At 71.6% G+C, this 25,290-nt stretch carries 25 protein-coding genes; 10 read left to right on the top strand and 15 right to left on the bottom strand.

The genetic code is table 11. The annotated features are described in order from the left end of the window. Nucleotides 1–89: 89 nt before the first annotated feature. Together GVN67_RS18020 and GVN67_RS18025 are read left to right on the top strand one after the other, a co-directional pair. Nucleotides 90–1,307 (top strand): MFS transporter, encoded by a 1,218-nt coding sequence (locus GVN67_RS18020; RefSeq protein ID WP_159998486.1) that lies wholly within the window; start codon nucleotides 90–92, stop codon nucleotides 1,305–1,307. A gap of 64 nt (nucleotides 1,308–1,371) precedes the next feature. Beyond that, nucleotides 1,372–2,004: a chloramphenicol acetyltransferase gene (locus GVN67_RS18025; protein ID WP_159998488.1), complete on the top strand. Its 633-nt coding sequence runs from the start codon at nucleotides 1,372–1,374 to the stop codon at nucleotides 2,002–2,004. Between the two features lie 52 nt (nucleotides 2,005–2,056). Here the strand turns inward: GVN67_RS18025 and GVN67_RS18030 are convergent, their stop codons facing one another. Further along, nucleotides 2,057–2,947, bottom strand: coding sequence for an SMP-30/gluconolactonase/LRE family protein (locus GVN67_RS18030; protein WP_159998490.1), 891 nt, complete (start codon nucleotides 2,945–2,947; stop codon nucleotides 2,057–2,059). Nucleotides 2,948–3,076: 129 nt separating this feature from the next. Between GVN67_RS18030 and GVN67_RS18035 the strand changes: the two genes are divergently transcribed. Beyond that, nucleotides 3,077–5,398, top strand: coding sequence for a xanthine dehydrogenase family protein molybdopterin-binding subunit (locus GVN67_RS18035; protein WP_159998492.1), 2,322 nt, complete (start codon nucleotides 3,077–3,079; stop codon nucleotides 5,396–5,398). Nucleotides 5,399–5,653: 255 nt separating this feature from the next. Here GVN67_RS18035 and GVN67_RS18040 read toward each other — a convergent pair whose 3' ends face one another. From GVN67_RS18040 to mqo, 7 genes are all read right to left on the bottom strand, one after another. Further along, nucleotides 5,654–6,298 carry a hypothetical protein gene (locus GVN67_RS18040; RefSeq protein WP_159998494.1) on the bottom strand — a complete coding sequence of 215 codons (645 nt, stop codon included), beginning with the start codon at nucleotides 6,296–6,298 and terminating at the stop codon, nucleotides 5,654–5,656. An 11-nt stretch (nucleotides 6,299–6,309) separates the two neighbouring features. Then, complete coding sequence (locus GVN67_RS18045; RefSeq protein WP_159998496.1) at nucleotides 6,310–6,942, bottom strand: hypothetical protein; 633 nt, start codon at nucleotides 6,940–6,942, stop codon at nucleotides 6,310–6,312. Nucleotides 6,943–7,085: 143 nt separating this feature from the next. Continuing rightward, nucleotides 7,086–7,976 (bottom strand): MBL fold metallo-hydrolase, encoded by an 891-nt coding sequence (locus GVN67_RS18050; protein ID WP_159998498.1) that lies wholly within the window; start codon nucleotides 7,974–7,976, stop codon nucleotides 7,086–7,088. Beyond that, on the bottom strand, nucleotides 7,973–9,178 hold the full coding sequence (locus GVN67_RS18055) for a lipase family protein (protein WP_159998500.1): 1,206 nt from the start codon (nucleotides 9,176–9,178) through the stop codon (nucleotides 7,973–7,975). Before GVN67_RS18055 ends, GVN67_RS18050 begins: the two co-directional genes overlap by 4 nt. A 59-nt stretch (nucleotides 9,179–9,237) precedes the next feature. Next, entirely contained in the window at nucleotides 9,238–10,179 is a 942-nt protein-coding gene (locus GVN67_RS18060) for a DMT family transporter (RefSeq protein ID WP_159998502.1), read from the bottom strand. Between the two features lie 55 nt (nucleotides 10,180–10,234). Next, nucleotides 10,235–11,017: an AraC family transcriptional regulator gene (locus tag GVN67_RS18065; RefSeq protein ID WP_159998504.1), complete on the bottom strand. Its 783-nt coding sequence runs from the start codon at nucleotides 11,015–11,017 to the stop codon at nucleotides 10,235–10,237. 32 nt (nucleotides 11,018–11,049) lie between these two features. After that, on the bottom strand, nucleotides 11,050–12,795 hold the full coding sequence (gene mqo / locus GVN67_RS18070; RefSeq protein WP_159998506.1) for a malate dehydrogenase (quinone): 1,746 nt from the start codon (nucleotides 12,793–12,795) through the stop codon (nucleotides 11,050–11,052). A 218-nt stretch (nucleotides 12,796–13,013) separates the two neighbouring features. Between mqo and GVN67_RS18075 the strand changes: the two genes are divergently transcribed. Beyond that, nucleotides 13,014–13,421, top strand: coding sequence for a DUF1622 domain-containing protein (locus GVN67_RS18075; RefSeq protein WP_159998508.1), 408 nt, complete (start codon nucleotides 13,014–13,016; stop codon nucleotides 13,419–13,421). On the opposite strand, the gene GVN67_RS18080 is transcribed toward GVN67_RS18075, so the two are convergent. The 4 genes from GVN67_RS18080 to GVN67_RS18095 are packed head-to-tail and all read right to left on the bottom strand — an operon-like array spanning nucleotide 13,366 to nucleotide 17,618. Then, nucleotides 13,366–14,271 (bottom strand): DMT family transporter, encoded by a 906-nt coding sequence (locus GVN67_RS18080; protein ID WP_159998510.1) that lies wholly within the window; start codon nucleotides 14,269–14,271, stop codon nucleotides 13,366–13,368. The genes GVN67_RS18075 and GVN67_RS18080 overlap by 56 nt on opposite strands. Beyond that, on the bottom strand, nucleotides 14,268–15,209 hold the full coding sequence (locus tag GVN67_RS18085) for a DMT family transporter (protein ID WP_235035353.1): 942 nt from the start codon (nucleotides 15,207–15,209) through the stop codon (nucleotides 14,268–14,270). The genes GVN67_RS18080 and GVN67_RS18085 overlap by 4 nt, the downstream gene beginning before the upstream one ends. Further along, nucleotides 15,202–16,026 (bottom strand): MaoC family dehydratase N-terminal domain-containing protein, encoded by an 825-nt coding sequence (locus GVN67_RS18090; protein ID WP_159998512.1) that lies wholly within the window; start codon nucleotides 16,024–16,026, stop codon nucleotides 15,202–15,204. The genes GVN67_RS18085 and GVN67_RS18090 overlap by 8 nt, the downstream gene beginning before the upstream one ends. Nucleotides 16,027–16,031: 5 nt before the next feature. Further along, nucleotides 16,032–17,618: a hypothetical protein gene (locus GVN67_RS18095; RefSeq protein WP_159998514.1), complete on the bottom strand. Its 1,587-nt coding sequence runs from the start codon at nucleotides 17,616–17,618 to the stop codon at nucleotides 16,032–16,034. A gap of 135 nt (nucleotides 17,619–17,753) precedes the next feature. Between GVN67_RS18095 and GVN67_RS18100 the strand changes: the two genes are divergently transcribed. Genes GVN67_RS18100 through GVN67_RS18110 form a run of 3 tightly spaced genes read left to right on the top strand, consistent with a single transcriptional unit; the run spans nucleotide 17,754 to nucleotide 19,787 of the window. Beyond that, nucleotides 17,754–18,464 carry a class I SAM-dependent methyltransferase gene (locus GVN67_RS18100; RefSeq protein ID WP_235035354.1) on the top strand — a complete coding sequence of 237 codons (711 nt, stop codon included), beginning with the start codon at nucleotides 17,754–17,756 and terminating at the stop codon, nucleotides 18,462–18,464. Between the two features lie 31 nt (nucleotides 18,465–18,495). Continuing rightward, nucleotides 18,496–19,452 carry a glycosyltransferase family 2 protein gene (locus GVN67_RS18105; protein WP_159998518.1) on the top strand — a complete coding sequence of 319 codons (957 nt, stop codon included), beginning with the start codon at nucleotides 18,496–18,498 and terminating at the stop codon, nucleotides 19,450–19,452. Continuing rightward, entirely contained in the window at nucleotides 19,452–19,787 is a 336-nt protein-coding gene (locus GVN67_RS18110; protein WP_159998520.1) for a multidrug efflux SMR transporter, read from the top strand. The genes GVN67_RS18105 and GVN67_RS18110 overlap by 1 nt, the downstream gene beginning before the upstream one ends. A 45-nt stretch (nucleotides 19,788–19,832) precedes the next feature. Here GVN67_RS18110 and GVN67_RS18115 read toward each other — a convergent pair whose 3' ends face one another. Continuing rightward, entirely contained in the window at nucleotides 19,833–20,528 is a 696-nt protein-coding gene (locus tag GVN67_RS18115) for a hypothetical protein (RefSeq protein WP_159998522.1), read from the bottom strand. Between the two features lie 184 nt (nucleotides 20,529–20,712). Between GVN67_RS18115 and GVN67_RS18120 the strand changes: the two genes are divergently transcribed. Continuing rightward, nucleotides 20,713–21,651 (top strand): DMT family transporter, encoded by a 939-nt coding sequence (locus GVN67_RS18120; protein WP_159998524.1) that lies wholly within the window; start codon nucleotides 20,713–20,715, stop codon nucleotides 21,649–21,651. On the opposite strand, the gene GVN67_RS18125 is transcribed toward GVN67_RS18120, so the two are convergent. After that, nucleotides 21,617–22,513 carry a LysR family transcriptional regulator gene (locus GVN67_RS18125; RefSeq protein WP_159998526.1) on the bottom strand — a complete coding sequence of 299 codons (897 nt, stop codon included), beginning with the start codon at nucleotides 22,511–22,513 and terminating at the stop codon, nucleotides 21,617–21,619. The two genes, GVN67_RS18120 and GVN67_RS18125, sit on opposite strands and share 35 nt — an antisense overlap. A gap of 106 nt (nucleotides 22,514–22,619) precedes the next feature. On the opposite strand from GVN67_RS18125, the gene GVN67_RS18130 reads away from it, so the two are divergent. Then, nucleotides 22,620–23,453, top strand: a complete 834-nt coding sequence (locus GVN67_RS18130; RefSeq protein WP_159998528.1) for an oxidoreductase — start codon at nucleotides 22,620–22,622, stop codon at nucleotides 23,451–23,453. Nucleotides 23,454–23,476: 23 nt separating this feature from the next. On the opposite strand, the gene GVN67_RS18135 is transcribed toward GVN67_RS18130, so the two are convergent. After that, the gene (locus tag GVN67_RS18135) at nucleotides 23,477–24,367 is read right to left on the bottom strand and encodes a LysR family transcriptional regulator (protein ID WP_159998530.1); all 891 of its coding nucleotides are present in this window, start codon (nucleotides 24,365–24,367) and stop codon (nucleotides 23,477–23,479) included. Between the two features lie 96 nt (nucleotides 24,368–24,463). Between GVN67_RS18135 and GVN67_RS18140 the strand changes: the two genes are divergently transcribed. Next, nucleotides 24,464–25,186, top strand: a complete 723-nt coding sequence (locus GVN67_RS18140) for an SDR family oxidoreductase (protein ID WP_159998532.1) — start codon at nucleotides 24,464–24,466, stop codon at nucleotides 25,184–25,186. Nucleotides 25,187–25,290 lie beyond the last annotated feature (104 nt).

A 25,290-nucleotide genomic window follows, 5' to 3' on the forward strand; every position in this document is an offset into this window, starting at 1 on the left:
ACCGCCTGACCCCCCCCTTGACGCCCCCCTCTTAACGCGAGGGCGCTTTGGGTCCACACCTCGGGACAAAGAGGGTGGGAAACGGTGGAATGAACACGCGCGAGGCCTCGGCGGCCTTCGTGGCGCCGCTGCTGGCGCTGGCCTGCGGCCATATGCTGTCCAACCTGCTGCGCACCCTGCCGGCGATCTCGGCCGACCTGCTGGGCGCCGATCTGGGCGTCTCGGCCGAGGGGCTGGCCAGCCTGACCGGCGCCTATCACTTCGCCTTCGCCGCCGGGCAGATCCCGCTCGGTGTCGCGCTGGACCGCTTCGGCGTGCGGCCGGTTTCCCTGACCCTGCTGGCGACGATCGCGGTCGGCGCGGTGATCGCGGCGGTGGCCGGCGGGCCGCAAGGCTTCCTGCTCGCCCAGGTGGTGCTGGGGCTGGGGTCCTGCGGCATGCTGCTCTGCCCGATGACGCTGGCGGCGCGAATGCTGACGGCCGCGAAGTTCGGGTTGTGGTCCGGGCTGATCCAGGCGGTGGGCAATCTCGGCATGCTGCTCTCGGCCAGCCCGCTCGCCTGGCTGGTCGAGCATCACGGCTGGCGCGCCGGCTTCTGGGCCTCGGCGGCGATGACAGTGGCGGTGGCCGGGCTGGTCGCCTGGCTGGTGCCGCGCCCCGCCCCCTCCCCCGGCGCCAAGCCGACGCTGGCCGAGGATACCAGCGCCGTCTTCCGCCTCGGCCGCAGCCGGGCGCTGCGCGGCAGCATGCTGCTGGCCTTCGCCTCCTTCGCGGTGATCATCGGCGTGCGCGGCCTCTGGGGCGGGCCCTGGCTGATGGAGGTGAAGCAGCTGCCCCGAATCGAGGCGGGCAACCTGCTTTTCATTGCCACCCTCGCCCTGATCGTCGGGCCGGCGCTGGCCGGGGTGCTGGACCGGCGGGTCGGGCACCGGCGGCTGCTGCTGGCGATCGGCCATGGGCTGGCCGGGCTGCTGCTGCTGGCGGTGGTGGGCGGCGGCCCCGAGGGCTGGCTCAGCCGGGCGCTGGGGCTGCCGATGCTGCCGCCGGCCGGCGACGCCGCGCTGCTCTTCGCCTTCGGCCTGTCGATCGCCATCCAGCCGCTGGTCTTCGCCCTGGCCCGCGCCGCGGTGCGGCCGGAGGAAACCGGCAAGGCCCTGGCCGCCACCAATTTTTCCTTCTTCTTCGGCGGCGCGGTGCTGCAGACCGCCAGCGGCTGGATGGGCGGGCCCGGCCCGGCCATGGCGTTCCTGGCTGTGGCCGTCCTGGCCGGCACCTTTCTGTTCGTCCTGGCCGAGCGGCGGCGGTGAGCGGTCACGCAAGCGCCCCGCAACCGTCATCGGGGCGTCGCGGCCGGCGTGGCACGGCGCGGCCATGCACCAGGATCCCGACAGCGCGCGCAAGCGCCTCTCCCCCGAGCCCTTCATCGACCCGACGGCGCGGGTGCGCGACACCCGCTTCGGCCGCTTCAACGAGGTCGGCGCCCGCACCCGCCTGGCCGAGAGCCGCATGGGCGACTACGCCTATGTCGTGAACGACGCGGACATCATCTACACGACGATCGGCGCCTTCTGCTCGATCGCCGCGCATGTCCGCATCAACCCCGGCAACCATCCGCTGGACCGGGTCGCGCTCAACCACTTCACCTACCGCGCCAGCGCCTATGGGCTGGGCGAGGACGAGGCCGATTTCTTCGACTGGCGCCGCGCCAAGCCGGTGGTGCTGGGGCCGGACACCTGGGTCGGCCATGGCGCCATCATCCTGCCCGGGGTGACCACGGGCATTGGCGCCGCGATCGGCGCCGGCGCCGTGGTGACCAAGGATGTGCCCGACTTCGCCATCGTGGTCGGCAATCCGGGCCGGATCCTGCGCTACCGCTTCCCTTCCGAGATCCGCGCCTGCCTGAAGCGCATCGCCTGGTGGGACTGGCCCGACGACAATCTGCGCGTCGCCCTGGAAGACATCCGCCGCCTGTCCGCCGAGGGGTTCTGCCGGAAATACGGCTGACTGAAAAAATAGAAGGGGGCGCGGGGGAATACCTTCCCCCGCCCTTGCTTGCTTACTGCTGCGGAATGTCGACCGCGAGGATGCTGCCGCTCTCGCTCTCGGTGATGAGCAGGGTGGTCCCATCCGGCCCGAAGCACAGGTTGGTCGGCAGCCGCCCGAAGGACGTGCAGTCGATGGCGAAGATGGGCCGGCCATGGGGATCGGTCCCCCAGACCATGCCGTGCCCCGGATTGGCGACGAACAGCCGGTCCTGGGCGTCGAGCACCAGCCCGTCCGGCCCCATGGTCCCGCCCGGCAGGCGGACGAAGCACTGCGCCTTCCCCACGAAGGGTTCGGCCCGCAGCGCGAAGCGCCAGACCTCGCAGGAGCGGGTCATCGCCACGTAAGCATGGGTCCCGGTGCGGTCGAGGGCGATGCCGTTGGGGCTCGGCCCGTTGCCGATCAGCTTTTCCACCCGGCCATCGGGCCAGAGGCGCCACAGCCGGCCCGACGGGTCCTGCAGCCCGGTCTGGCCCTGGTCGGTGAAGAGGATCTGCCCCTCGGGGCCCACGGCCACGTCGTTCAGGCCCTTGAAGCCCTCGGAATGCACCGTCTCCAGCAGGGGCGCGATGCTGCCGGTCCCCGGGTCCAGGCTGAGCAGCCCGTGGCGGTGGTCGGCCAGCAGCAGGCTGCCGGCGCTGCCCGCGGCCAGGCCGTTGGGCCAGCCGTCATATTCGGCCACGACATCCCATTCCTGCGGCCCGACGCGGAAGACGCGGCCATTCGGGATATCGACCACCATCAGCGCGCCGGTGGCGTCGAAGCAGGGGCCCTCGAGGAAGCTGTGCAGCAGGGCGCCGCCGCGGTTGGCGTCCGACCAGGCGGTGCGGCGCGGCGTGCGGTGGCGGTCGGGCAGGCGGCTGAGCAGCCGGGGCGTCAGCGGGCGGGGGGCAGGGAACCACATGGCGGCGGAAGCTGAACCCGCGCGCGGCCGGCGGCAAGACCCCGTTTCAGGTCTTGCCGCTTGCGGCCCCGCCCCGCGGCATCCCATGATCGATCCGGGACGGTAGTGAACATCCAAGGGAGAAAAGCCATGGCCAAATTCGGCCTGAGCCAGGCGGTCCGCCGCATCGAGGACCCGCGCCTGCTGCAGGGGCGCGGCCGCTACACCGATGACATCGCGGTCGCCGGCCAGCTGCATGGCTATCTGCTGCGCAGCCCGCATGCCCATGCCACCATCCTGTCGATCGACACCGCCGAAGCGCGCGCCCTGCCCGGCGTGCATGCGGTGCTGACCGGCCAGGACTGGCTGGACGAAGGCCTGGGCGAGATCCCCTGCGCCATCCCGATGAAGAACCGCGACGGCTCGCCCCGCGCCAACACCCCGCGCTACGGCCTGGCGACGGGCAAGGTGCGGCATGTCGGCGACCCGGTGGTCTTCATCGTCGCCGAGAGCATCGACCAGGCGCGCGACGCCGCCGAGGCGGTGCTGGTCGACTACGACATCCTGCCCGCCTGCACCGAAATGGCGCGCGCCACCGACCCGGGCCAGCCGCAGGTCTGGGACACGGCAGCCAACAACCTGTGCTTCGACTGGGAGACCGGCGACAAGGCCGCGACCGACGCGCTGTTCGCGGAAGCCGCGCATGTGACGAAGCTGGAGGTGGTGAACAACCGCGTCGTCGTCGCCAGCATGGAGGGCCGCGCCGCGCTCGCCGAATACGACGCCGCGGCGGAGAAGTTCACGCTGCATGCCGGCACCCAGGGCTCCTGGCTGGTGAAGAACCTGCTGGCCAGCAGCGTCTTCCACCTGCCGCCGGAGAAGTTCCGCGTCATCACCCCCGATGTCGGCGGCGGCTTCGGCATGAAGCTGTATCTCTACGGCGAATACGCGCTGTGCTGCTGGGCGGCGCGCAAGCTGGGCCGCCCGGTGAAATGGGCCGCCGACCGGATGGAGGCCTTCCAGTCCGACACCCAGGGGCGGGCCAACCTGACGCTGGGCGAGATCGCCCTCGACGCGGGCGGAAAGTTCCTGGCGCTGCGCACCCGCAACATCGCCGACATGGGCGGGTATCTGTCGACCTTCGCGCCCTATATCCCGACTGGGGCGGGCACCAAGGTGCTGGCCAGCGTCTATGGCTTCCAGGCGATCCACGCGCATGTGCTGGGCGTGCTGACCAACACCGTGCCCGTCGACGCCTATCGCGGCGCCGGCCGGCCGGAAAGCAACTACCTGGTCGAGCGGCTGATCGACGCCGCCGCGCGCGAGACCGGCATCGACCGCATCGAGCTGCGCCGCCGCAACATGGTGCCGGCCTCGGCCATGCCGCACCGCACCCCGGTCGGGCAGAACTACGATTCCGGCGAGTTCGCGACCGTCCTCGACGCCGCCTTGAAGAAATCCGACTGGGCCGGCTTCGAATCACGCCGCGCCGAATCGGCCGCGCGCGGCCAGCAGCGCGGCATCGGCATGGCCTATTACCTGGAAGCCACCGGCGGCGATGATTCCGAGCGCGCCGAGATGCGCTTCGCCGCCGACGGCATGGTCGAGGTGCTGGTCGGCACCCAATCCACCGGCCAGGGCCACGAGACGGCCTATGCCATGATCACCAGCCACCAGCTGGGCATCCCGATCGAGCGCATCCGCGTCGTCCAGGGCGATTCGGACGCCATCCCGACCGGCGGCGGCACCGGCGGCGCGCGCAGCCTCTATTCCGAGGGCACCGCCCTGCTCGCCACCGCCACCACCGTCATCGAGAAAGGCAAGCAGGCCGCCGGCGAGGCGCTGGAGGCCGCCGCCGCCGATATCGAATTCGCCGCCGGCCGCTTCGGCATCGCCGGCACCGACCGCGGCATCGGCATCCTCGAGCTTGCCGCAGGGCAGCGGGAGAAGGCCGCCGCCGGCCAGAGCGTCACCCTGCTCGACGCCGCGGAAGTGGCGCCCATCCCGGCGCATACCTTCCCCAACGGCTGCCACATCGCCGAGGTGGAAGTCGACCCCGACACCGGCCACGTCACCGTCGCCCGCTACATCGTCGTCGACGATGTCGGCCACGCGCTGAACCCGATGATCGTGCGCGGCCAGGTGCATGGCGGCGTGGCGCAAGGCATCGGCCAGGCGGTGATGGAGCGCACCGCCTACGACCCCGACACCGGCCAGCTGCTGTCGGCCAGCCTGAACGACTACGCCCTGCCGCGCGCCAACGACCTGCCCGATATCGAGGTCGAGCTGATGGAAATCCCCTGTGAGACCAACCCCCTCGGCGTGAAAGGCGCCGGCGAGGCCGGCGCCGTCGGCTCGCCGCCGGCCATCATGAACGCGCTCGTCGACGCGCTGCGGTCGCGCGGGGTGACGCATCTCGATATGCCGGCGACGCCGGAAGTGATTTGGAAGGCTTTGGGGAAGGCAGCCTGAGGATCAAAAGGTCGGGGGAATGAATTCCCCCGAACCCCCATCTTTTTTCTGATCACCGGCCGTGAAGAGGCCAGCGCACGAACGGGGCCCACACCAGGGCATCACGGCGGGACGCCAGGGTCATAAAAAAACAGCGCGCCCTCAAAGGTCGCGCTGCGCACTGGCCGTTTCACGTCCTGTCGTCACGTGGACATGGCAATCAGACAGAAAAAAGAAGGGGTCCAGGGGAATTCATTCCCCTGGCCTATCCCTGTCTTACTTGAAGCTCACTTCATTCGTCTCACACAGGTTCACGTCCCGCCGTTCGTCGGAGCGGCCGTTGCTCCACACCACGCGCAGGTCGTACTGGCAGGCGCCGCTCGGCAGGCGGATGGACAGGCGGTCGCCCGGCTCAACCACATCCTGGCCCAGCCGGTCCTCGCCCCAGTCGTCGCTGGTGGTCAGCGACGCGAAGAACTCGCGGATCTGACGGTTGCCGTCATTGACCAGCTCGAAGCTCGGGTTGCCGCGCGGGGTCACCGGCTTGCCGCTGGAATCGCGCTGCAGCGTGCCGGTGCGGGCCGGGGTGCCGATCACCACGTCGCGGTCGAAGCAGGTGTCGACGTCGCGCTTCTCTTCCGTCAGCCCGCCCTCATAGACCATGCGCAGGTCGGTGCGGCAGCCGCCGGTCGGGGGCATGCGCACGGCGAAGTCCGAGCCATTGGCCAGGCCGCTGCCGGTCAGCCGGTTCTCGCCCCAGTTGCGGGCCCGCTGCGGCGAGGCATAGAGCCGCTCGATGACGCGGCCGCTGCGGTTGGTCAGGTTGAAGGAGCCGTCCTGCTCCGACTGGGCCTGGGCCGGCTGGCCGGCGAAGGTCAGGCCGGCCAGGGCGATGGCGGCGGCTGCCAGGGTGATCCGCATCGTAGGGTTCCTCATGGGAAGCGCACCGCCGGGCGTGCGCAGAGATCGAGGCCGCGCGCTTCCTGCGCGGCGCCGTCGGCGAAGATGACCTTGACGTCGTAGAGGCAGGGGCCGGGCGGCAGGGCCAGGCTCTGGCGGGCCCCGGCGCGCAGCGCCCGGCCCAGCAGCAGGTCCTGCCCCCAATCCGGCTGGCCGGACGGCGTGGCGAAGGCCAGCGCGATCGGCCGCCCGCCACGGTTCTCCAGCCGCAGCGCCAGGGGCTGCGGCGGCGCGTAGCCGGGCGCCATCTTGGCCGGCAGCGGCGCGCCGAGCACGATCTGGCGCTGGGCGCAGGTGTCGATGTCGCGCAGGTCCTGCACCGTGCCGCCGCGCCAGACCAGGCGCAGGTCCTGGCGGCAGCCGCCGCGGGGATCGAGGCGCACGACATGGCGCTCGCCCGGCGGCACCCATTGGGCGCCCAGCCGGTCATGGCCCCAGTCCTGCACGCCGACCGGATTGGCGAAAAGCTGCTCCAGGCCGCGATCGGTGTTGTTGACGATCTCGAAGGACGGATCGGGACGAGGCTGCGCCTGGGCCGGCATCGCGGCGATGCTGGCGATAAAGGACAGAACGAGCGCAGCCTGGAAGGCGAGCTGCCGTGGCATGGCGGGGTGCCTCTTCTCAACCGGACGCTGAACGGCGCAGCCATGGCTTGGTTGCGTGACGCTGGCAACCGCCGATGCGATCACGGTATCGGGCGCGCCCGTCGCTCCCCTGGCGGCGCACCCGACTGTGATGCCGACAGCGATCAGCCCGAACGCTGCCACCCGTCCAGCGCCTGCTGCGCCTGGCCTTCCTCGGCCAGCTTGATCAGATGCGCCAGCAGGCTGCGGGCGGCGGCGGGGCGCAGCTTGGGGTCCAGCGCGCTGCCATAGAGCGGCGGCACCAGCGCCTCCACCGGCTGCGGCCGGTCGGTCAGCGCTGCGAGAAGCGCTGCCTCCCGCGCCTGGCGATGCGCGATCAGGGCGCGGGTGAAGGCCGCCGGCTGCGGCAGCGGCGCGCCATGGCCGGGCAGGAACAGCGTCTCGCCGCGGCTGGCCAGGCGCTGCAGGCTGGCCATGTACTGCGCCATGTCGCCATCGGGCGGGCTGACCACGCTGGTCGACCAGCTCATCACATGGTCGGCAGAGAACAGCACCTCGCCGCCCTCGAGGGCGAAGCACAGGTGGTTGGCGCAGTGCCCCGGCGTGTGCAGCGCGGTCAGCCGCCAGCCCTCGCCCGCGATGGTGTCGCCATCGGCGAGCGCGATGTCGGGGTGGAAATCGTGGTCGCCGCCTTCGCCGCCGGCCTCGCGCGGGGTCTGGTGCGGGCCGAAGCCGGCGGTCTTGGCGCCCGTGGCCGCGACCAGCGGCGCGGCACCCGGCGAATGGTCGCGATGCGTGTGGCTGACCAGGATGTGGCTGATCGTCTCGCCCGGCAGGGCGGCCAGGATGGCGGCCTGGTGCGCCTCATCCAGGGGCCCGGGGTCGAGCACGGCGACGCTGCCGCCCTCGCCGATCAGGTAGCTGTTGGTGCCGAGGAAGGTGAAGGCGCCGGGATTGCCGCAGCGGATCCGTCGCAGCCGGGTGCCGCCGAAACGGCCGAGCTCCTCGACGGTGCCGGTGGGCAGCGGGTCGTCGCGCAGGAAGGGGATGCTCATGGCGGCGGGCCTCCGGGCGGCGTTGCGGCGGGGTCGCATTCTGGGTCGACGGTCGCAGCCTGCAATGCGCGGGCGGCGAAGTCGAGCGCGTCGCGGCGGGAGGCCCGGAAGGCGCCGCCATGGTCCATCCCGGCATAGAGCCGCCCCTGCATCCGGCTGCCGGCGGCGCAGGCATCGCGCAGCAGCGCCAGCTGGCCCAGGGCGGCGACGTCGCGGTCGGCCTCGCCGATGCCCATGAAGACCGGCATGGCGAAGCGCAGGCTGGGATATTCCAGGCGCGGCAGGATGCGGGCCTCCACGCGCGCCTCGGCGCCGGGGCGCAGCGCTGCGGACCGGGTCAGGCCGGCATCCATGACCTGCGCGGCCAGCTCGAGGACGCAAAGCCCGGCAGCGCGCGCGGCCAGAGGCTGCGCGGCCTCGGTGAACAGCGTCGCCGGGTCCAGGTCGGGGGCATGCAGCCGCGCGGTCAGCGCCACGTAGAAGGCATAGGCCAGGCCCGGATCCGGAAAGTCCGGCGGCACCCCGGTGGCCTGCAGGGCGCCCGCGCGCATATACGGCGCCCCGGTGGCGATGACGGCGGCGACGGCCAGATCCGGGGCATAGGATGGCGCCAGCCCCGCCGCCGCCAGCGCCGCGCCGCCGCCTTGCGACTGGCCGGCGATGACGACGCGGTTGGCGATGCGGCCGGGCTCGGCAGCGATGGCGGCGCGGGCGGCATCCAGCACGCCCTGGCCCTCGGCACGCTTGTCCAGATAGGGGTGCAGGCCAGGGGTGCCGAGGCCTTCATAGTCGCTGGCCACCACCGCATAGCCGGCCGCCAGCCAGTCGCCGACAGACGTGATCCCGCGCAGCACCCAGGACGGCGCGCAGCGATCCGCCACCCCCACCGTGCCATGCGCCCAGGAGAGCAGCGGCCAGCCGCCTTCCGGTGGCGCGCCGCGCGGCAGGAACAGCAGGCCGGAGACAGCGATGGGCCGGCCATCGATGCCGCTGGCCGAGCCGTAGAGGATGCGCCTGGCGGATCCGATACCCCGGATCCACGGCATCGCCGGTAGCTCTTCCTGGCGCAGAACTTTTCCGACGGCTGGCGGCGCGCCGTCCCAGCGGTAGAAATCCGAGACGCCGCCATCGCCCGTCGGCGGCGGGGCGGCGAAGGCCGGAACGGTCAGGCAAAGGACGAGGGCCAGGGCGCGGAGCAGCATCCGGCGTTTCTCTCGGTTGTTGCCCGTCGCAGGTGGGCGCGCGGCGCCCGCCTGTCCAATCACGCCACGGCGGGCGCGGCCGCGACCGTCGGCCGGCGATGCGCGGCGATGCAGGACAGCACCCCCAGCACCACCAGGGCGAAGGCCAGGGCCTCGGCCAGGCCGGGCCACCGCTGCTCCCACAGGAAGCCGTAGAGCAGGGCGAAGAGCGTCTCGAACAGGATCATCTGCCCGACCAAGGTCAGCGGCAGGGTCCGGCTCATCCGGTTCCACAGCGCATTGCCGACCACCGAGGCCAGCACCGCGACGCCGACCGAGACCGCGCCGAAGCGCGCCCAGGCGGCGGTCCCGGGGCTGTCGCCGGCGAGGAGCAGCGCCAGCGGCACCAGCAGCAGCGCCTGGGCGCCGGTCATCACGCCCGTCAGCAGGTTCCAGTCATGCGCCGAGACCTGGCCGAGGCGGGCCAGCCAGCGGCTGTTGCCTACCGCATAGGTGGTCCAGGAGGCCAGCGCGCCGACCGCGCAGAGCAGCCCCAGCAGCTGCTGCGTCCCCGGCACCGCCAGCGCCTGCCAGCCGATGCACAGCGCGCCGGCGACGCAGAGGGCAATGGAAGGCAGCAGCCGGCGCAGCGGCACGGCGCCCTGGTCGCGGCTGCCGATGAGGGTCACCGCCACCGGCAGGAAGCCGATCACCAGCGAGGTCATGGCGATGCCGCCCCATTGCACCGCGCTGGCCAGCAGCACGTAGTAGAGGGTGTTCCCGGCCAGGGCCAACCAGGCCAGCGCCCGCCATTCCCGCCCGCCGAGAGGCGCCACCAGCCGCCGCCATCGGGGTGCCGCGAGGCCCAAGGCCACCAGCCCGAAGCAGAGGTAGCGCCCCACCGTCAGCTGCAGCGGGGAAAAATCATGCGCGAGCTCCGGGGCCAGGAAGACCATGCCCCAGAGCGCGCCCGCCCCCATGCCGCAGAGAATGCCGATCCATGCCTGGCCGCGATCCGCCATGCGCCCTCTCCGTTTTGCCGGGCGGCATAGGCCAGCGGCGGGGGCGCGGTCTTGGCTAAGGCTCCTGGCGGCTGGGCCCAGAGTCCTGCGCGCGCTTCCGGAAGGCCGCGGGGGTCAGGCCGGTGGCTTTCCGCATCGCCCGCGTCAGCGCGCTCTGGTCGGCATAGCCGCCGCGATAGGCGAGCTCGGCGATCGGCGCGCTGCCCTCGGCCAGCCAGCGCTGCACATGGCCCAGCCGCAGCGCCGCCAGATGGGCGCGCGGGGTCGAGGCCAGCTCGGCGCGGAAGACGGCATGCAGTCGGCTGGGGCTGAGCCCGGCCTCGGCCGCCATGCTGCCGGCGGTCCAGGGGTCGAAGGGGTTTTCGTCCAGCGCCGCCAGCAACCCGGCCAGGCGGGAGGCCGGGGCCGGCGCCGCGCCGCCCAGCGCGTCCAGCAGCAGCGGCATCCAATGCGACAGCCGCAGCGGCGTCGCCGGGCCGCGCGCCAGGGCCTGGCCCATATAGTCGACCAGGCTGCGCGCCTCGGGCGGCAGCGCGATCAGCGGCCGCGCCGCCAGGCGGTCGGCCATGCCCTGCCCGAGGCTGCGGCGGTCCAGGTCGACGATCAGCACGCGGTTGGGGTCGGGGCTGGCCTGGTCGTGCCGGGTGCCCTCATCGACATAGGCCGCGGTGCCGCGGTCCAGCAGGGCGCCGCGGCCGCCGATCTCCATCGCCAGCGAGCCCTGCAGCGGCAGCACCAGCTGGGCGAAGTCGTGGCAATGGGGGGTGCTCTGCGCGCCATAGGAGCGCAGCCAGACGGCGGCCGGGGGCAGGGTCAGGGGCGGGGCGGAGACAGGCATGATCCTGCCCCCGCCTGTAGCAGCAATCCGGCTTACAGCGCCATGTCGGGGACGCGACGGACCTCGCCGGCCGGGACATCGGCCGGGCTGGGGCCGGTGGCCGGTGTCGCCGGGATCGCGGGGGCAGCGATGGCCAGCTGCAGGCGCTCGCCGGTGCTGGCCCAGGTCGAGGCCACCCGCTGCGGATCGCCGTTCAGCGCGGTGCCGAAGCTGGGCACGATGCGGCGCAGCTTCTCCTGCCAGGCCGCGCTCGCCACCCGCTCCGGGAAGACGCGGCGGATCAGGTCGAGCATGATCGGCGCGGCGGTCGACGCCCCCGGCGAGGCGCCCAGCAGCGCCGCGATCGAGTTGTCGCGGGCATTGACGATCTCGGTGCCGAGGCGCAGCGCGCCGCCCTTCTGCGGGTCGCGCTTGATGATCTGCACCCGCTGCCCGGCCTGCCACAGCCGCCAGTCGGCGGCGGCGGCCTGGGGGAAGTATTCGCGCAGCGCCGCCAGGCGGTCCTCGTCCGACATCATCAGCTGGCCGGCCAGGTATTGCACCAGGTCGAACTCGTCCCAGCCGACGCGCAGCATCGGGCCGATATTTTCCAGCGTCACCGAGGCCGGCAGGTCGAAGAGCGAGCCCTGCTTCAGGAACTTGGTCGAGAAGGTGGCGAAGGGGCCAAAGAGGACGACCTGCTTGCCGTCCAGCATGCGGGTGTCGAGATGCGGCACCGACATCGGCGGCGAGCCGACCGAGGCCTTGCCATAGGCCTTGGCCAGGTGGCGCTGCGCGACGGCGGGGTTGTCGCAGACCAGGAAGGAGCCGCCGACCGGGAAGCCGCCGAAATCATGCCCCTCCGGGATGCCCGACATCTGCAGCAGGTGCAGCGCGCCGCCGCCGGCGCCGAGGAACAGGAAGCGGGCGTCGATGGCGTGGCCGTCGCTGCCGTCCTTCAGGTTGCGATAGGTGACCCGCCAGGTGCCGTCGGCATTGCGGGTGATGTCGCGCACCTCGCTGGAGGTCTGCAGGGTGAACTTCGCCTGCGTCTTCAGATGCGCGACGTACTGGCGGGTGATCTCGCCGAAATTGACGTCGGTGCCCTGCGGCGCCCAGGTGGCGGCGATGGCCTGGGCCGGGTCGCGGCCCTCCATCATCAGCGGCACCCATTCGGCGATCTGCTTCGGATCGCGGGAGAACTTCATGCCGGCGAACAACGGGCTGCCCTGCAGCGCGGCGTGGCGCTTCTCCAGGTAGCGCATGTTCTCCTCGCCCCAGACGAAGCTCATATGCGGGGTCGAGTTGATGAAGGAGCGCGGGTTCTTCAGCACCCCCTGCTCCACCTGGTGCGACCAGAACTGGCGGGAGACCTGGAAGGCCTCGTTGATCTCGACCGCCTTCTCGATCTGGATGGCGCCGGTCGAGGTCTCGGGCGTGTAGTTCAGCTCGGCCAGCGCCGAATGGCCGGTGCCGGCATTGTTCCAGCCGTTGGAGCTTTCGAGGGCGACATCGTCCAGCCGCTCCAGCATGGTCATCGACCAGCCGGGCTCCAGCTCATGCAGCAGCACGCCCAGCGTCGCGCTCATCACGCCGCCGCCGATCAGCAGCACGTCGACGGCAGCGCCGGATAGCGGGGTGCCCGCAGTACCACCGGGTGCGGCGAGCAGCGGCCGCGGCAGGGTGGCGATGGCGGCCGCGGCGGCGACGCTGCCGAGCAGGGCGCGCCGTTTCAGCCCTTCAGGACGCGGCAGGTCCTGGCGGTCGGTGGCGGCAAGGGCAGTGTCGGTGTCGCGCATAGGAGGAGGTCCCTCAATGTAACCTCCCTCTGATGTTGGCAGCCGCTTTATCGAGGTCCGCCGGCCGCGGCAACGCTGGTTTGGTCATGGCTGATGGCCGCGGGCGGGGGTGCTGCAACGCCGGCGCCGCGCGTCCCGCGCCGTCCGGATCGTGCAAGCAGACCGGTGCCGCCCTGGCCTAGGACCGCTCCCACCACCCCGGCAGGAGCCCCAGGCCCATGACGCTGACCGCGCATTTCCTGCAGCCGCTGGCCGTGGTGCTGGAGGTCTTCGGCGTCGGCGTGATCATGGCGGGGGTGGCGCTCGCTGCCATCGGCTTCGCCCGCGACTGGCGGCGCGAAGGCGTCGAGGCCGCCTATCCGCGCGGCCGCGCCAATCTCGGCCGCGGCATCCTGCTCGGGCTCGAGGTGCTGATCGGCGCCGACATCATCGCCACCATCGTCTCGCCGCTCAGCTGGGAGAGCGTCGGCCTGCTCGGCCTCGTCGTGCTGATCCGCACCTTTCTCAGCTTTTCCCTCGAGGCCGAGATCGACGGCGAATGGCCCTGGCGCCGCAGGCGACGGGAAGACGCTAGCGCCCCCGCCGCCGCATCTCCCGATGCAGGATATAGAGGCCCGCGAAGATGATCAGCACGGCGCCGGCCAGCATGGTCAGCGTCGGCGCCTCGCCCCAGACGATCCAGCCGATGACGATCGCCCAGATCAGCGCGGTGTAGGAATAGGGGCCGAGCGAGGAGACCTGGGCGCTGGCATAGGCCTCGGTCAGCAGCACCTGCGCCAGCCCGCCCAGCAGCCCGGTGCCGAGCAGCAGCAGCAGCTCCCAAAAGCTCGGCGTCACCCAGACGAAGGGCAGCGCCAGCAGGGTGAAGGCGGTCATCAGCAGCGACTGCCACAGCACGATGGTGGCGCTGGATTCGGTGTCGGACAGCTGCCGCACCAGCATGGTGGTGAGCCCGGAGAAGATGCCGTTCGACGCCGCCGCCCCCAAGGCCACCCACATCATCCAGTCCGGCATGCCGGCCGGCAGGCTGCGGGTCGAGCCGAAGGCGCCCTGCCCCACGGCGATCACCACGATGCCGAGGAAGCCGATCAGCACCGCGGCCCAGCGATGCGGCCCGGGCTTCTCGCCCAGGAAGGGAATGGACAGAATAATGACGAAGATCGGCGTGGTGTAGCTGAGCGCCGTCTGCTCCGCGAGCGGCAGGATGGTCAGCGCGAAGAACGAGCAACTCATCGCCGAGATGCCGGTCACCGCCCGCATCACATGCCCGCCGAGCCGGCGCGTGCGCAGCGTCACATGCCGCTGCAGCCCGATCGCCAGCACCACGGGCAGCGCGAAGGCGTTGCGGAAGAACATCAGCTCCGGAAAGGGGATGTGGCTGCCGAGCTCCTTCACCAGGGCGCTCATCAGCGCGAACAGCGCCGTCGCCCCCAGCATCATCAGCGCGCCGCGCTTCATGTCATGGCGGAGCGTCATGCGCGTCCCCTCGCCTGGCGGGCGCGCAGCCGCTCGCGATACAGGTTGTACAGCCCGGCGGCGATGACGATGCCGGCCCCGGCCAGCGTCGCGGTCGCCGGGAACTCGCCCCAGATCAGCAGGCCGAGCAGCAGGCCCCAGACCAGCGTCGAATATTCGAAGGGCGCGAGCACCGAGACCGGCGCCACCGCGAAGGCGCGCGCGAACAGGAAATGCGCCACGCCATTGGCGCAGCCGAGGAAGACCAGCGCCGCCACGGTCACCGGGTCGGGCAGCAGCGCCGGCGGCGGAAACACCGGCAGCAAGGCCAGCCCGATCGGCACATGGGCGGCCAGCAGCCAGAAGGCGATGGTGGCCGGGCTGTCGGTGCGGGCCAGCATGCGGGTCCAGATCCGGGTCAGCGCCATCAGCGCGATGCCGGACAGCAGCATCGCACTTTCCCAGCGCCACAGCGCGCCGCCCGGGTTCAGCATGACCAGCACGCCGCCGAAGCCCACCATGGTGCTGGTCCAGCGCCGCCAGCCGACCTGCTCGCCCAGCAGCGGGATGGCCAGCAGGGTCATCAGCAAGGGGGCGGCGGCGGCCACCGCATAGGTCTCGGCCAGCGGCATGGCCCGCGCCCAGGCGACGTAATAGGCGATGGTGACGATGCAATGCAGCGTGCTGCGCCAGCCGATCAGCCGCAGGTTCACTGGCCTGAGCGAGGCGCCGCGCGCCAGGATGAAGATGGCCAGCGCGCCGAAGACGCCGCGCCAGACCATGGCGCCGGCCGGCCCGACCTGCGGCAGCGACCATTTCACCGCCGCATCGGCGCAGGCGATGATGGCATAGCCGGTGGCGATAAAGCCGATGCCGCGGACCGCATCGTCGATCCGCGGCCGGGAGGGAGAGGCAGCATCCGCGCCGGGCAATCGGCCGGGCGCGGCGCCGTCAGACAAGCTCGGCCTCGGCGACCTGGCAGGTGGCGCCCTCGGCGTCGCGGGTTTCCAGCCGCACCTTCTGGCCGTCGCGCTCGCCGAACAGGTGCAGCGCGTTCCCCCCGATGGCCGGCCGCTGGCCGCGATAGCTGAACTTCGCCAGCCTCGCCCCCGGCCCGGCCACGTCCAGCGCATGCTGCGCCAGCCAGGTCGCCTGCAGCGGCCCGTGCACGACCAGGCCCGGATAGCCCTCGACGCCGGTCACATAGGGGATGTCGTAATGGATGCGGTGGCCATTGCCGGTCAGCGCCGAGTAGCGGAACAGCTGCACCGCATCCGGCAGCAGCGCGACGGTGGTGGCCCCCGGCCAGGCATCGGCCGGCGGCGCGGCGCGCATCGCCGCCCCGCCAGTGCCGCGATAGACGATGTCCTGCTCTTCCTGCAGCACCGGGCCGCGCGGGCCTTCCAGGACGTGGCCGACGGTGACGAAGACCAGCTCGCCGCTGCCGCCTTTCTTCTCGGAGATCTTCAGAATGGTCGAGGTGCGCTTCAGCACGTCGCCCGTCCGGATTTCTCCCTGGAAGGTGACGCGCCCGCCGGCCCACATGCGGCGCTCCAGATGGTGGACAGGCGGCAGAAAACCGCCGCGCTTGGGGTGGCCGTCCGGGCCCAGCCCCTCGGCCGGCTTCCAGTCCTGGAACAGCAGCCAGTGCCACAGCGGCGGCAGCGCCTCGCTGTCCACCGGGCGGGCGATGGTGGCGGCCATGCCGTCGACCAGGCGGGGGTCCATCCGGTCCTCGCGCGTCTCGCTGCGGCCGACGAATTCATCGTATGCCATTGTTCTCAGTCCTCCCGGATGAACAGAAAGAAGCCGTCGATCTCGCCGGCCGGGCGCATCTTGCCCCAGGCGGCGGCGAAGCGCGGATCACGGCGGAAATACTCCAGAAAATCGAAGCGCTGCCCGGCGCAGTCGGGGATCGCCGTCCAGCGCTGGATCACCGCGGCCGCCGGCGGCTCGGCGACCACGCGCTCCACCACCTCGTCCCAGACGAAGCGCTCGGCCGGGGTCATGGCGGCCGGGTCGCGATACCGCGCGCCGCCGGCCGGGCATTGCTGATAGACCGCCTGCAGCAGCCAGGTGGACATGAAGGGCAGCTGCAGCCGGGCCTCGGCCTCGTTCACCGCCGGATAGACCACGGGGATGTCGGGGGAGAGCAGCAGCAGCGGCTTCTCCCGCGCATGGCCCTGCAGCCAGGCCGACAGCTTGCCGCCGGTGCTCTCGCCGTAGCGCACCTCCATCCAGGGGGCGTCGCCGCCGCGCAGGGTGAACAGGCCGAAGGCGAAGGCCATGCCGGCGCCCAGCAGCGGGGCGGCCCGGCGCGCCTCGGCCGGGCGCAGGCCGCGATCGGCGCCGCGCGCCAGCAGCAGCCCGCCGGCCAGCCCGCCCCAGGTCCAGACCGGCACCAGGTGGTAGGACCAGCCCTTGTGCTGCACCAGGGCCGCCGCCATGCCGCCCATCACCGCCGCCGTCAGCAGCCGCGGCAGCCAGCCCAGGCGCGTCGCGGCGACGAAGCCCAGCAGCGCCAGCGCCAGGATGGCCGCACTGCCGGTCAGGTCGGTCAGCAGCACCCGCCACCAGGGCGCCCCGCCCAGGTCCAGGTACCAGTCGAAGACCAGCGGCACGACCCGCCCGAAGTAATCCGGAAAGAACAGGAAGATCGACGCCAGGTAGGCGGCCCAGAAGCCGGCCATCACCCAGGGCACCGGGTCGCGCAGCGCGACCGCCAGCCCCGGCCGCCGGAACCGGGCCAGCAGCACCAGCGCCTCGACCAGCGCCGGCACCGCCAGGAAATGCGGCTTCAGCGCGAAGCCCAGCGCGGCGATCAGCGTCGCCGCCAGCCCCAGCCAGCGGGGGGTGGGCAGCCCCTCGATCCGCCGCTCCGCCATGAACAGATAGGGGAAGGCCAGCATCGCCATGATCTGCTCGCGCTGGCCGAAATCATGCCCCGCCGAGACCAGCAGCAGCGGCAGCAGGAAGAACAGGCAGGCGCGCTCGGCCGGTCCCGTCAGCCGACCCGGCAGCCGCACCAGCAGCCCGACCAGCGCCAGCACGCCGGCGCAGGCGACCATCAGGCAGATCAGCAGCGCGTCGGGCGGGGTCAGGGCCGAGTGCCGCGCCATCCAGGCCGCCGGCAGGTTCAGCAGGAAGATCAGCGGCGGGTTGACGTCGATCAGGTCGCTGTAGAGGCGCTCGCCGCCCAGCATCCGGCTGGCGAAATCCAGCACCGCCGCGACATCGTGGTTCAGCGGCGGCGACAGCACCGCCGCCAGGAAGATCAGGCTGGGCACCAGCCCGCCCAGACGCAGCAGCCATTCCCGGTGCAGGCGGGCAGACGGACCGGTTTCGGCCCGGATCGGTTCAGGCGTCATGGAGGCGTGACGGTTCCTTGGACCATGCCATCCTTCCGCCGCGGCGGCGGTTGGCGCAATCCCATCGCAGCCCATTGCGGCGAGATGCGGGCGCTGCCACAAGCTTTCCCCGTGGATGCCGCTGAATATGCCCTGATGGACCGGGCCGAGGCCGGGATGTGGTGGTACCGCGCCTTGCGCGACCGTGCCGAGGCGGAACTGCGCGCCAATGGTCCCACTGGCCCCTGGCTCGACTGCGGCTGCGGCACCGGCGGGTTGCTGCATCACCTGTCGCGCGCCTTCCCGTCGCAGCCCCTGGTCGGCCTCGAATACAACCCCGCCGCCGCCTTCCGCGCCGCGGAAAAATCCGGCGCCGTGGTCGCCGCCGGCGACGCTGGCCGCCTGCCCTTCGCGGAAAAATCTTTCGCCGCCGTCGCCAGCATGGACGTCCTCTGCCACGCCGCGGTGGACCAGGATGCGGCGCTGGCGGAAATGCATCGCGTGCTGCGGCCGGGGGGGCTGCTGCTGCTCAACCTGCCCGCCTTCGCCTGGCTGCATTCGGCGCATGACCGCCGCGTCCACAATGCCCGCCGCTACACGGCGTCCCAGGCCCGCGCGCTGGTCGAGGCCGCGGGCTTCGAGGGCCTGCGCACCCATTACTGGAACGCCCTGCTGCTGCCCCTGATGGTGCTGCAGAGAAAAATCCTGGCCCGCGACGAGGGCGCCGCCAGCGACGTCGCCCCCTTCCCGCCATGGTTGGACGCCAGCCTCTACGCGGCGACCCGGGCCGAATCGGCCCTCGCCGGCCTCGGCCTGCGCTACCCGGCCGGCGGCTCGGTGCTGGTCACCGCCCGCCGCCCTTCCTGATCAGCCTCTCTCTCTGCCGGAACAGACCGCCATGACCCCCGCCGCCGCCACCCCCAGCCTCGGCCTGTCCATCGTGGTGCCGGTCTATCGCGGCGCCGATACCGTGGGCCGCCTGGTCGCCGCCCTCTCGGCGCTGACGCCCGAAGGCGGCATCGAGATCGTGCTGGTCAATGACGGCAGCCCCGACAACAGCGGCGAGGTCTGCCGCCAGCTGGCGGCCACCGCCAGCGTGCCGCTGACCTATGTCGAGCACGCCCGCAACTTCGGCGAGCACAACGCGGTCATGTCCGGCCTGCGCCATGCCCGCGGCCGCTTCGTCATCACCATGGACGACGACCTGCAGAACCCGCCCGAGGAGGTGCTGCGCCTCTACGACCATGCCCGCCTCGGCAATTGGGACGTGGTCTACACCCGCTACGCCAAGAAGGAGCATGAGGGCTGGCGCAACCTCGGCTCCCGCTTCGCCAACTGGGTGGCCGACCAGCTGATGGACAAGCCGAAGGGGCTCTACCTCTCCTCCTTCCGCTGCATGTCCCACCTGGTGGTGCGCGAGATCGCCCGCTACCGCGGCCCCTACCCCTATATCGACGGGCTGATCATGCAGGTCACCCAGCGCATCGACAGCATCGAGGTCATGCACCTGGCCCGCATGGAAGGCCGCAGCAACTACACGCTGCGCCGGCTGATCCGCCTCTGGCTGAATCTCGCCACCAACTTCTCGCTGATGCCGCTGCGCCTCGCCATGTTCGCGGGCCTGGCCATGGGCGCCCTCGGCGTCATCGGCGCCATCTTCACCATCATCGAGGCGCTGACCAAGGACACCCCCTCCGGCTGGGCCTCGGTGATGACCACCACTTTGCTGGTCGCCGGCGTGCAGTTCCTGGTGCTGGGCGTCATGGGCGAATATCTCGGCCGCGCCTTCCTCTCCGCCAATGGCAAGCCGCAAGGGGTCGTCCGCGACGTCATCCCGGCGCGGGACCCCTCGTGATGACGGCCTATTGGCTGGTCCTCGCCGCGGCCATCTGCACCTCGCTGGTGGGGCAGGTGCTGCTCAAGGCGGGCGCGACCGACGAAGGCAGCTTCATCACCCAGCTCTTCCGGCCGCAGACCATGATCGGGCTGGTCTGCTACGGGGGGGCCGCCATGCTCTACATCGTGGCATTGAGAAAGATCCCGATGAGCGTGGCCCTGCCCTGCACCGCCGCCTCCTACGTCGTCATCGCCCTCGTCGGCTACTTCGTCTTCGGCGAAAGCCTCGGCAACCAGAAGATCGCGGCGATCGGGCTCATCTCGATCGGCGTGGCGCTGCTGGCCACCGCCTGAAAGCAAGAGAAGGCCGGGGGCATTGAATGCCCCCGGACCCCCACGTCAGAAAGGCTGCGTCGCGCGGACCGGCGTATTCGGGATCTGGCGGACGAGGCGGACCTCCACCTGCCGCGCGGAGATCTGCGTCTCCAGGCGCATCAGCACCTCGGGGCGCGGGCCCGGCACCTGCCGCGCATAGGCCAGCGTGGCCTGGTTGCCCGCCGGCGCCACCCCCATCTCGCCGCGCAAGGCGCCACGGCCCTCGGCCTCCACCCAGCGCCGCAACGTCTCCTGGTAAACAGCATTGTAGCCGGGCACCGCCGGATAGTTCCGCCGCACCGCGCAGGCGAAATAGGGCGGCGCCTCCACCGTCACGGCATAGGTGCCGAAGGGCGTCTGGTACCACCACCCCACCCCCGGATCATCGCGCAGGAACTGCCGCACCTGCTGCGCCGACATCGCCGCAGAGCTCGTCCCCGGCGGCATCTCCCCCGACATCAGCGGCCGCTCCGGGAAGCGCTGCAGGCAGAACATGTTGAACACCGTCGCGATATCCGTCCCATCCGGATCCTGCCGCATCGCCTGCGCCAGCGTCGGCCCGCTCGACACCGGCCCGCTCGACACCGGGGCGCTGACCACGGCGCCCGCCCCGGACGACCCGGCCTTCGACAGCACCGGATCGGCCGCCACGTCGGAAGGCTGCGGCGCGCAGGCGGCCAGCAGGGCGGCGGCCATCAGGGGAACAGCGACACGGATCACAGGGGCACCTCATCGGGACAGCGGGTCTTCCCTTTCACACCGGCCCCCCGCCGCCGTCCACCGGCGCAGCCCACGCATTTCCTTGAGCTTAAGCGGTTGTGAACCAAGGCCACGCTGCGATGCAGCATGACGCTTGCCCTGCCGCCGGCCGCGGCCTAGGCCTGGGTGCAGGAGACGTCTTCGCATGCCCCCAGCCACCACCGCCGCCGCCCCCCAGGGCCTCGCCGCCCGCTTCTGGGCCGCGCCCTATCTGCTGCTGCCGCTGGCGGCGCTGTTCTGGTCGGGCAACTTCATCGTCGGCCGCGCGGTGGGCGGCATCGCCTCGCCCTTCTTCCTGGCCTTCTGGCGCTGGCTGCTGGCGCTGGCCCTGCTGCTGCCCTTCGCCTGGCCGCATCTCAGGCGCGACTGGCCGGTGCTCAGGCGGCATCCGCTGGCCATGCTGGCCTATGCGGTCGCCGGCATCGCCGCCTTCAGCGTCATGGTCTATCAGGGGCTGCGCTCGACCCAGGCGGTGAACGGGCTGCTGCTGCAATCGGTCATCCCGGTCGCCATCCTGGCCTGCTCCTTCGCCCTCTTCGGCGAGCGCCCGCGGCCACGCCAGATCGCCGGCGTGGTGCTGTCCATCGGCGGTGTCGCCGCCATCGCCGGCCATGGCTCGGTGGACGACCTGCTGCGGCTGCAGCTGCATCCGGGCGACCTCTGGGTGCTCGGCGCCGTGCTCTGCTACGCGGTCTATTCCGCCTGCCTGAAGCTGCGCCCGCGCATCCACCCCCTGAGCTTCATGGCCGCCGGCATCTTCTTGACCCTGCTCGCGCTGCTGCCGGGCTTCGCCTGGGAGATCGCCCAGGGGGGCGCCGTCGCCCCGGGGGGCGTGGCGCTGGCGGCCATCGCCTATCTGGCGGTGTTTCCCTCGCTGCTCTCCTACATGTTCTTCACCCGCGGCGTGGAGCTGATCGGCGCCAACCGCGCCGGCCAGTTCATCCACCTGATGCCGCTCTTCGGCAGCGTGCTGGCGGTCGCCTTCCTGGGCGAGAGCCTGCAGCCCTTCCACGCCGCCGGCCTGGCGCTGATCGGCGGCGGCATCCTGTTCACGATGTCGGAGAAATCCGCAAAGCCTCGATGACCGCGCGCAGCCCGGCCGAGATGAACTTCCGGGCTGGGTAGTAGAGGAACAGGAATTCGTCCGGCGCGCGCCAGGCTGAAAGACATTCGACGAGCGCGCCGCTGGCCAGGTGCGGCCGCGCCCGCTCCTCCCAGACATAGGCCAGCGCCGCGCCCGACTTCGCCGCCTCCACCATCAGCGCATGGTCGTCGAGCGACAGCGGCCCCGAGGGCTCGAATTCCACCGTCCTGCCGCCCTTGCTGAACTCCCACGGATAGGGCGTGCCGGACGGGAAGATGTTGCGGATGCAGGCGTGGTCCTTGAGCTCGGCCGGCGTCCTTGGCGCCGGGCGCTGGGCGAAATAGGCCGGCGCGCCGACCACCACGAAGCGCAGCGGCGGGCGGATGCGCACGGCCGTCATGCCGGGCGCCAGCCGCTCGCCCAGGCGGATGCCGGCATCGAAGCCCTCGGCCACGATATCGACCAGCCGGTCGGTGGTGACGATCTCCAGCTGCAGATGCGGGTTGCGCGCCATCAGCGGCCCCATGACAGGCGCGAAGACGAAGGGCGCCACCGAGCTCGGCGCATTGATCCGCACCCGGCCATAGGGCGTGTCGCGGAACTGGTTCAGCCCCTCCATCGCCGCGCCGATCTCCCCCAGCGCCGGCCCCAGCTGGGCCAGCAGCATGGCGCCGGCATCGGTGGGCGCGACGCTCCGGGTGGTGCGGTTCAGCAGCCGCAGCCCCAGCCGCGCCTCCAGCTGGCTGACGGCATGGCTGATGGCGGAGGCGGTGACGCCGCGCTCCTCGGCGGCGCGGCGGAAGCTGCGATGCCGCGCGACGGCCTCGAAGGCGGCCATCTCGGCCAGGTCGGTGGCCCGCATTGCTGAACCCTGCTCAGGATTTTCCCAAGAATTCTGGCGCTAATCCGAACAATGCGGAAGCGGCAATCTTCCCCTCGCCAACACCGTCCCAACGAGGAAGACCCCCATGAAGACCTGGTTCATCACCGGCGCGGCCCGCGGCTTCGGCGCCCTGATCACCGAGCGCCTGCTGGCCCAGGGCGATGCCGTCATCGCCACGGCCCGCGACCCCCGCGCCATCGCCGAGCGCTTCGGCACGGTCGAAAAGCTGCTGCCCGTGGCGCTGGACGTGGCCGACGAGGCCCAGGCCTTCGCCGCCGTCCAGGCCGGGCTCGACCGCTTCGGCCGCATCGACGTGCTGCTCAACAATGCCGGCTTCGGCCTGATGGGCGCGGTGGAGGAGGCCACCGCCGCCGAGATCGAGGCGGTCTTCCGCACCAATGTCTTCGGCCTGCTCAATGTCACCCGCGCCGTGCTGCCGGCGATGCGCGCGGCGCGGTCGGGGCGCATCCTCAACATCTCCTCCATCGGCGGCTATCGCAGCGCGGCCGGCTTCGGCGTCTATTGCGCGACCAAATTCGCGGTGGAGGGGCTGTCGGAGGCGCTGCATGACGAGCTCGCCCCGCTCGGCATCCATGTCACCGTGGTCGAGCCCGGGTATTTCCGCACCGACTTCCTCGATGCCCGCTCGCTGACCACCAGCCCGTCGCGCATCGCCGATTACGACGCCACCGCCGGCAAGGTGCGCGAGGTGGCGGCCGGCCTCAGCCACAACCAGCCCGGCAATCCGGCGCGGCTGGCCGAGGTGCTGGTGGCCTTCGCCGATGCGCCCAGCCCGCCGGTGCGCCTGCCGCTGGGCAGCGACACGGTGGCCGCCCTGGAGGCCAAGCATGCCAGCGATGCCGCCATCCTGGCCAATTGGCGGAAGGTCTCGGCCTCGACCGACTTCGTCCCCGCCTGAGCCGCCGCGCCACCGGGGGGCGGCTAGGCCCCCCGCCTGGCCTTCAGATGGTCGACCAGCGCCCGCAGCTTCGGCGCCACGTTTTTCCGGGTCGGGAAATAGAGGTAGAAGCCGGGGAAGCTGCCGGAGAAGTCCTGCAGCACTTCCACCAGCTCCCCGCGCGCGAGCGGCGCCGAGAAAGTGTCCGCCATGCCGAAGGTGATGCCGCCGCCGGCCACCGCCAGGCGGATCATCAGCCCCATGTCGTTGGTGGTCACCTCGGGGGCGACGGCCACGTCGAATTCCCGCCCGCCATGGAAGAATTCCCAGCGATAGGGCGGCAGCCCCGGCGCCGGGCGCCAGCCGATGCAGCGATGCGCCGGCAGCTCCCGCGGATGCGCCGGCACCCCCTGCCGCGCCAGATAGGCCGGCGCGGCCACCGCCATCTGCCGCTGCGGCGCCGAGACGGGCACCGCCACCATGTCCTGCTCGATCACCTCGCCCAGCCGGACGCCGGCGTCGTAGCCGGCGGCGACGATGTCGAATTCCTCGTCGGTGACGGTGATGTCGAGCTGCACCTCGGGGAATTCTTGCAGGAACCCTGCCAGCAGCGGTCCCGACAGAAAGCTTTCGGCGATGGTGGAGACGGCCAGCCGCAGCCGCCCGCGCGGCGCGCCATGGCGTTCCTGCGCCGCCTGCGCCGCCGCCCGGATTTCTGCGAGCGCCGGCGCCAGCGAGGCGAGCAGCGCCGCCCCCGCCTCGGTCGGCGCGACGCTGCGGGTGGTCCGCTGCAGCAGGGCGACGCCGAAGCTCTGCTCCAGCTTGCGCACCGCCTGGCTGACCGCCGGGCGGGTGACGCCCAGGGTCTCGGCCGCGGCGCGGAAGCTGCGGGCCTCGGCGACGGCGGCGAAGACGGCCAGCGCGTTCAGGTCCATTGGTTCTCCTGGCTTACCAGTCTGGTCATAATTGGGCGAATTGTTTCGCCCCTCTTTGGTCTCTACCTCAGGGCCACTGCCAAGAGGAGAGACATCATGGACAAGACCATCCTGATCACCGGCGCTTCCAGCGGCATCGGCGAGGCCATCGCCCGCGAGCTGGCCGCGGCCGGCGCCCGCGTCATGCTCGGCGCCCGCCGCGCCGACCGCATCGAGGCCCTGGCCGCGGAGATCCGCGCGGCCGGCGGAAAGGCCCTGGCGCAGCGCCTCGACGTCACCGACCGCGCCGATGTGGTGCGCTTCGCCGAGGCCGCCCGCGCCGCCTGGGGCCCGGTCGACGTCATCGTCAACAATGCGGGCGTCATGCCGCTGTCGCCGATGGCCTCGCTGCTGGTGGATGAATGGGACCGCATGGTCGACGTCAACATCAAGGGCGTGCTCTACGGCATCGCCGCGGTGCTGCCGGAGATGACGGCGCGCGGCAGCGGCCATGTGGTGAACATCGCCTCGATCGGCGCGCTGGCGGTCTCGCCCACCGCCGCCGTCTATTGCGCCACCAAGTTCGCGGTGCGCGCCATCTCGGACGGGCTGCGCCAGGAAAGCCGCACGCTGCGCGTCACCTGCATCCATCCGGGCGTGGTGGAGAGCGAGCTGGCCGACAGCATCACCGACCCGACCGCGGCGGCGGCGATGCGCGACTACCGCGCCATCGCGCTGCAGCCCTCGGCCATCGCGAAAGCCGTGCGCTACGCGCTGGAGCAGCCGGCCGAGGTCGATGTCAACGAGATGGTCATCCGCCCCACCGCCGCGGGCCACTGACCCTCACAGCCAGCCGGCGCGGATCGCTTTCGTCACCTCGTCGACGAACAGCCGGGTCCGCGCCGGCACCAGATGCCCCGGCGGCAGCACGGCATAGACCCGGG

The sequence above is a fragment of the Roseomonas sp. 18066 genome (genome assembly GCF_902706185.1).
GTDB lineage: Bacteria > Pseudomonadota > Alphaproteobacteria > Acetobacterales > Acetobacteraceae > Pseudoroseomonas.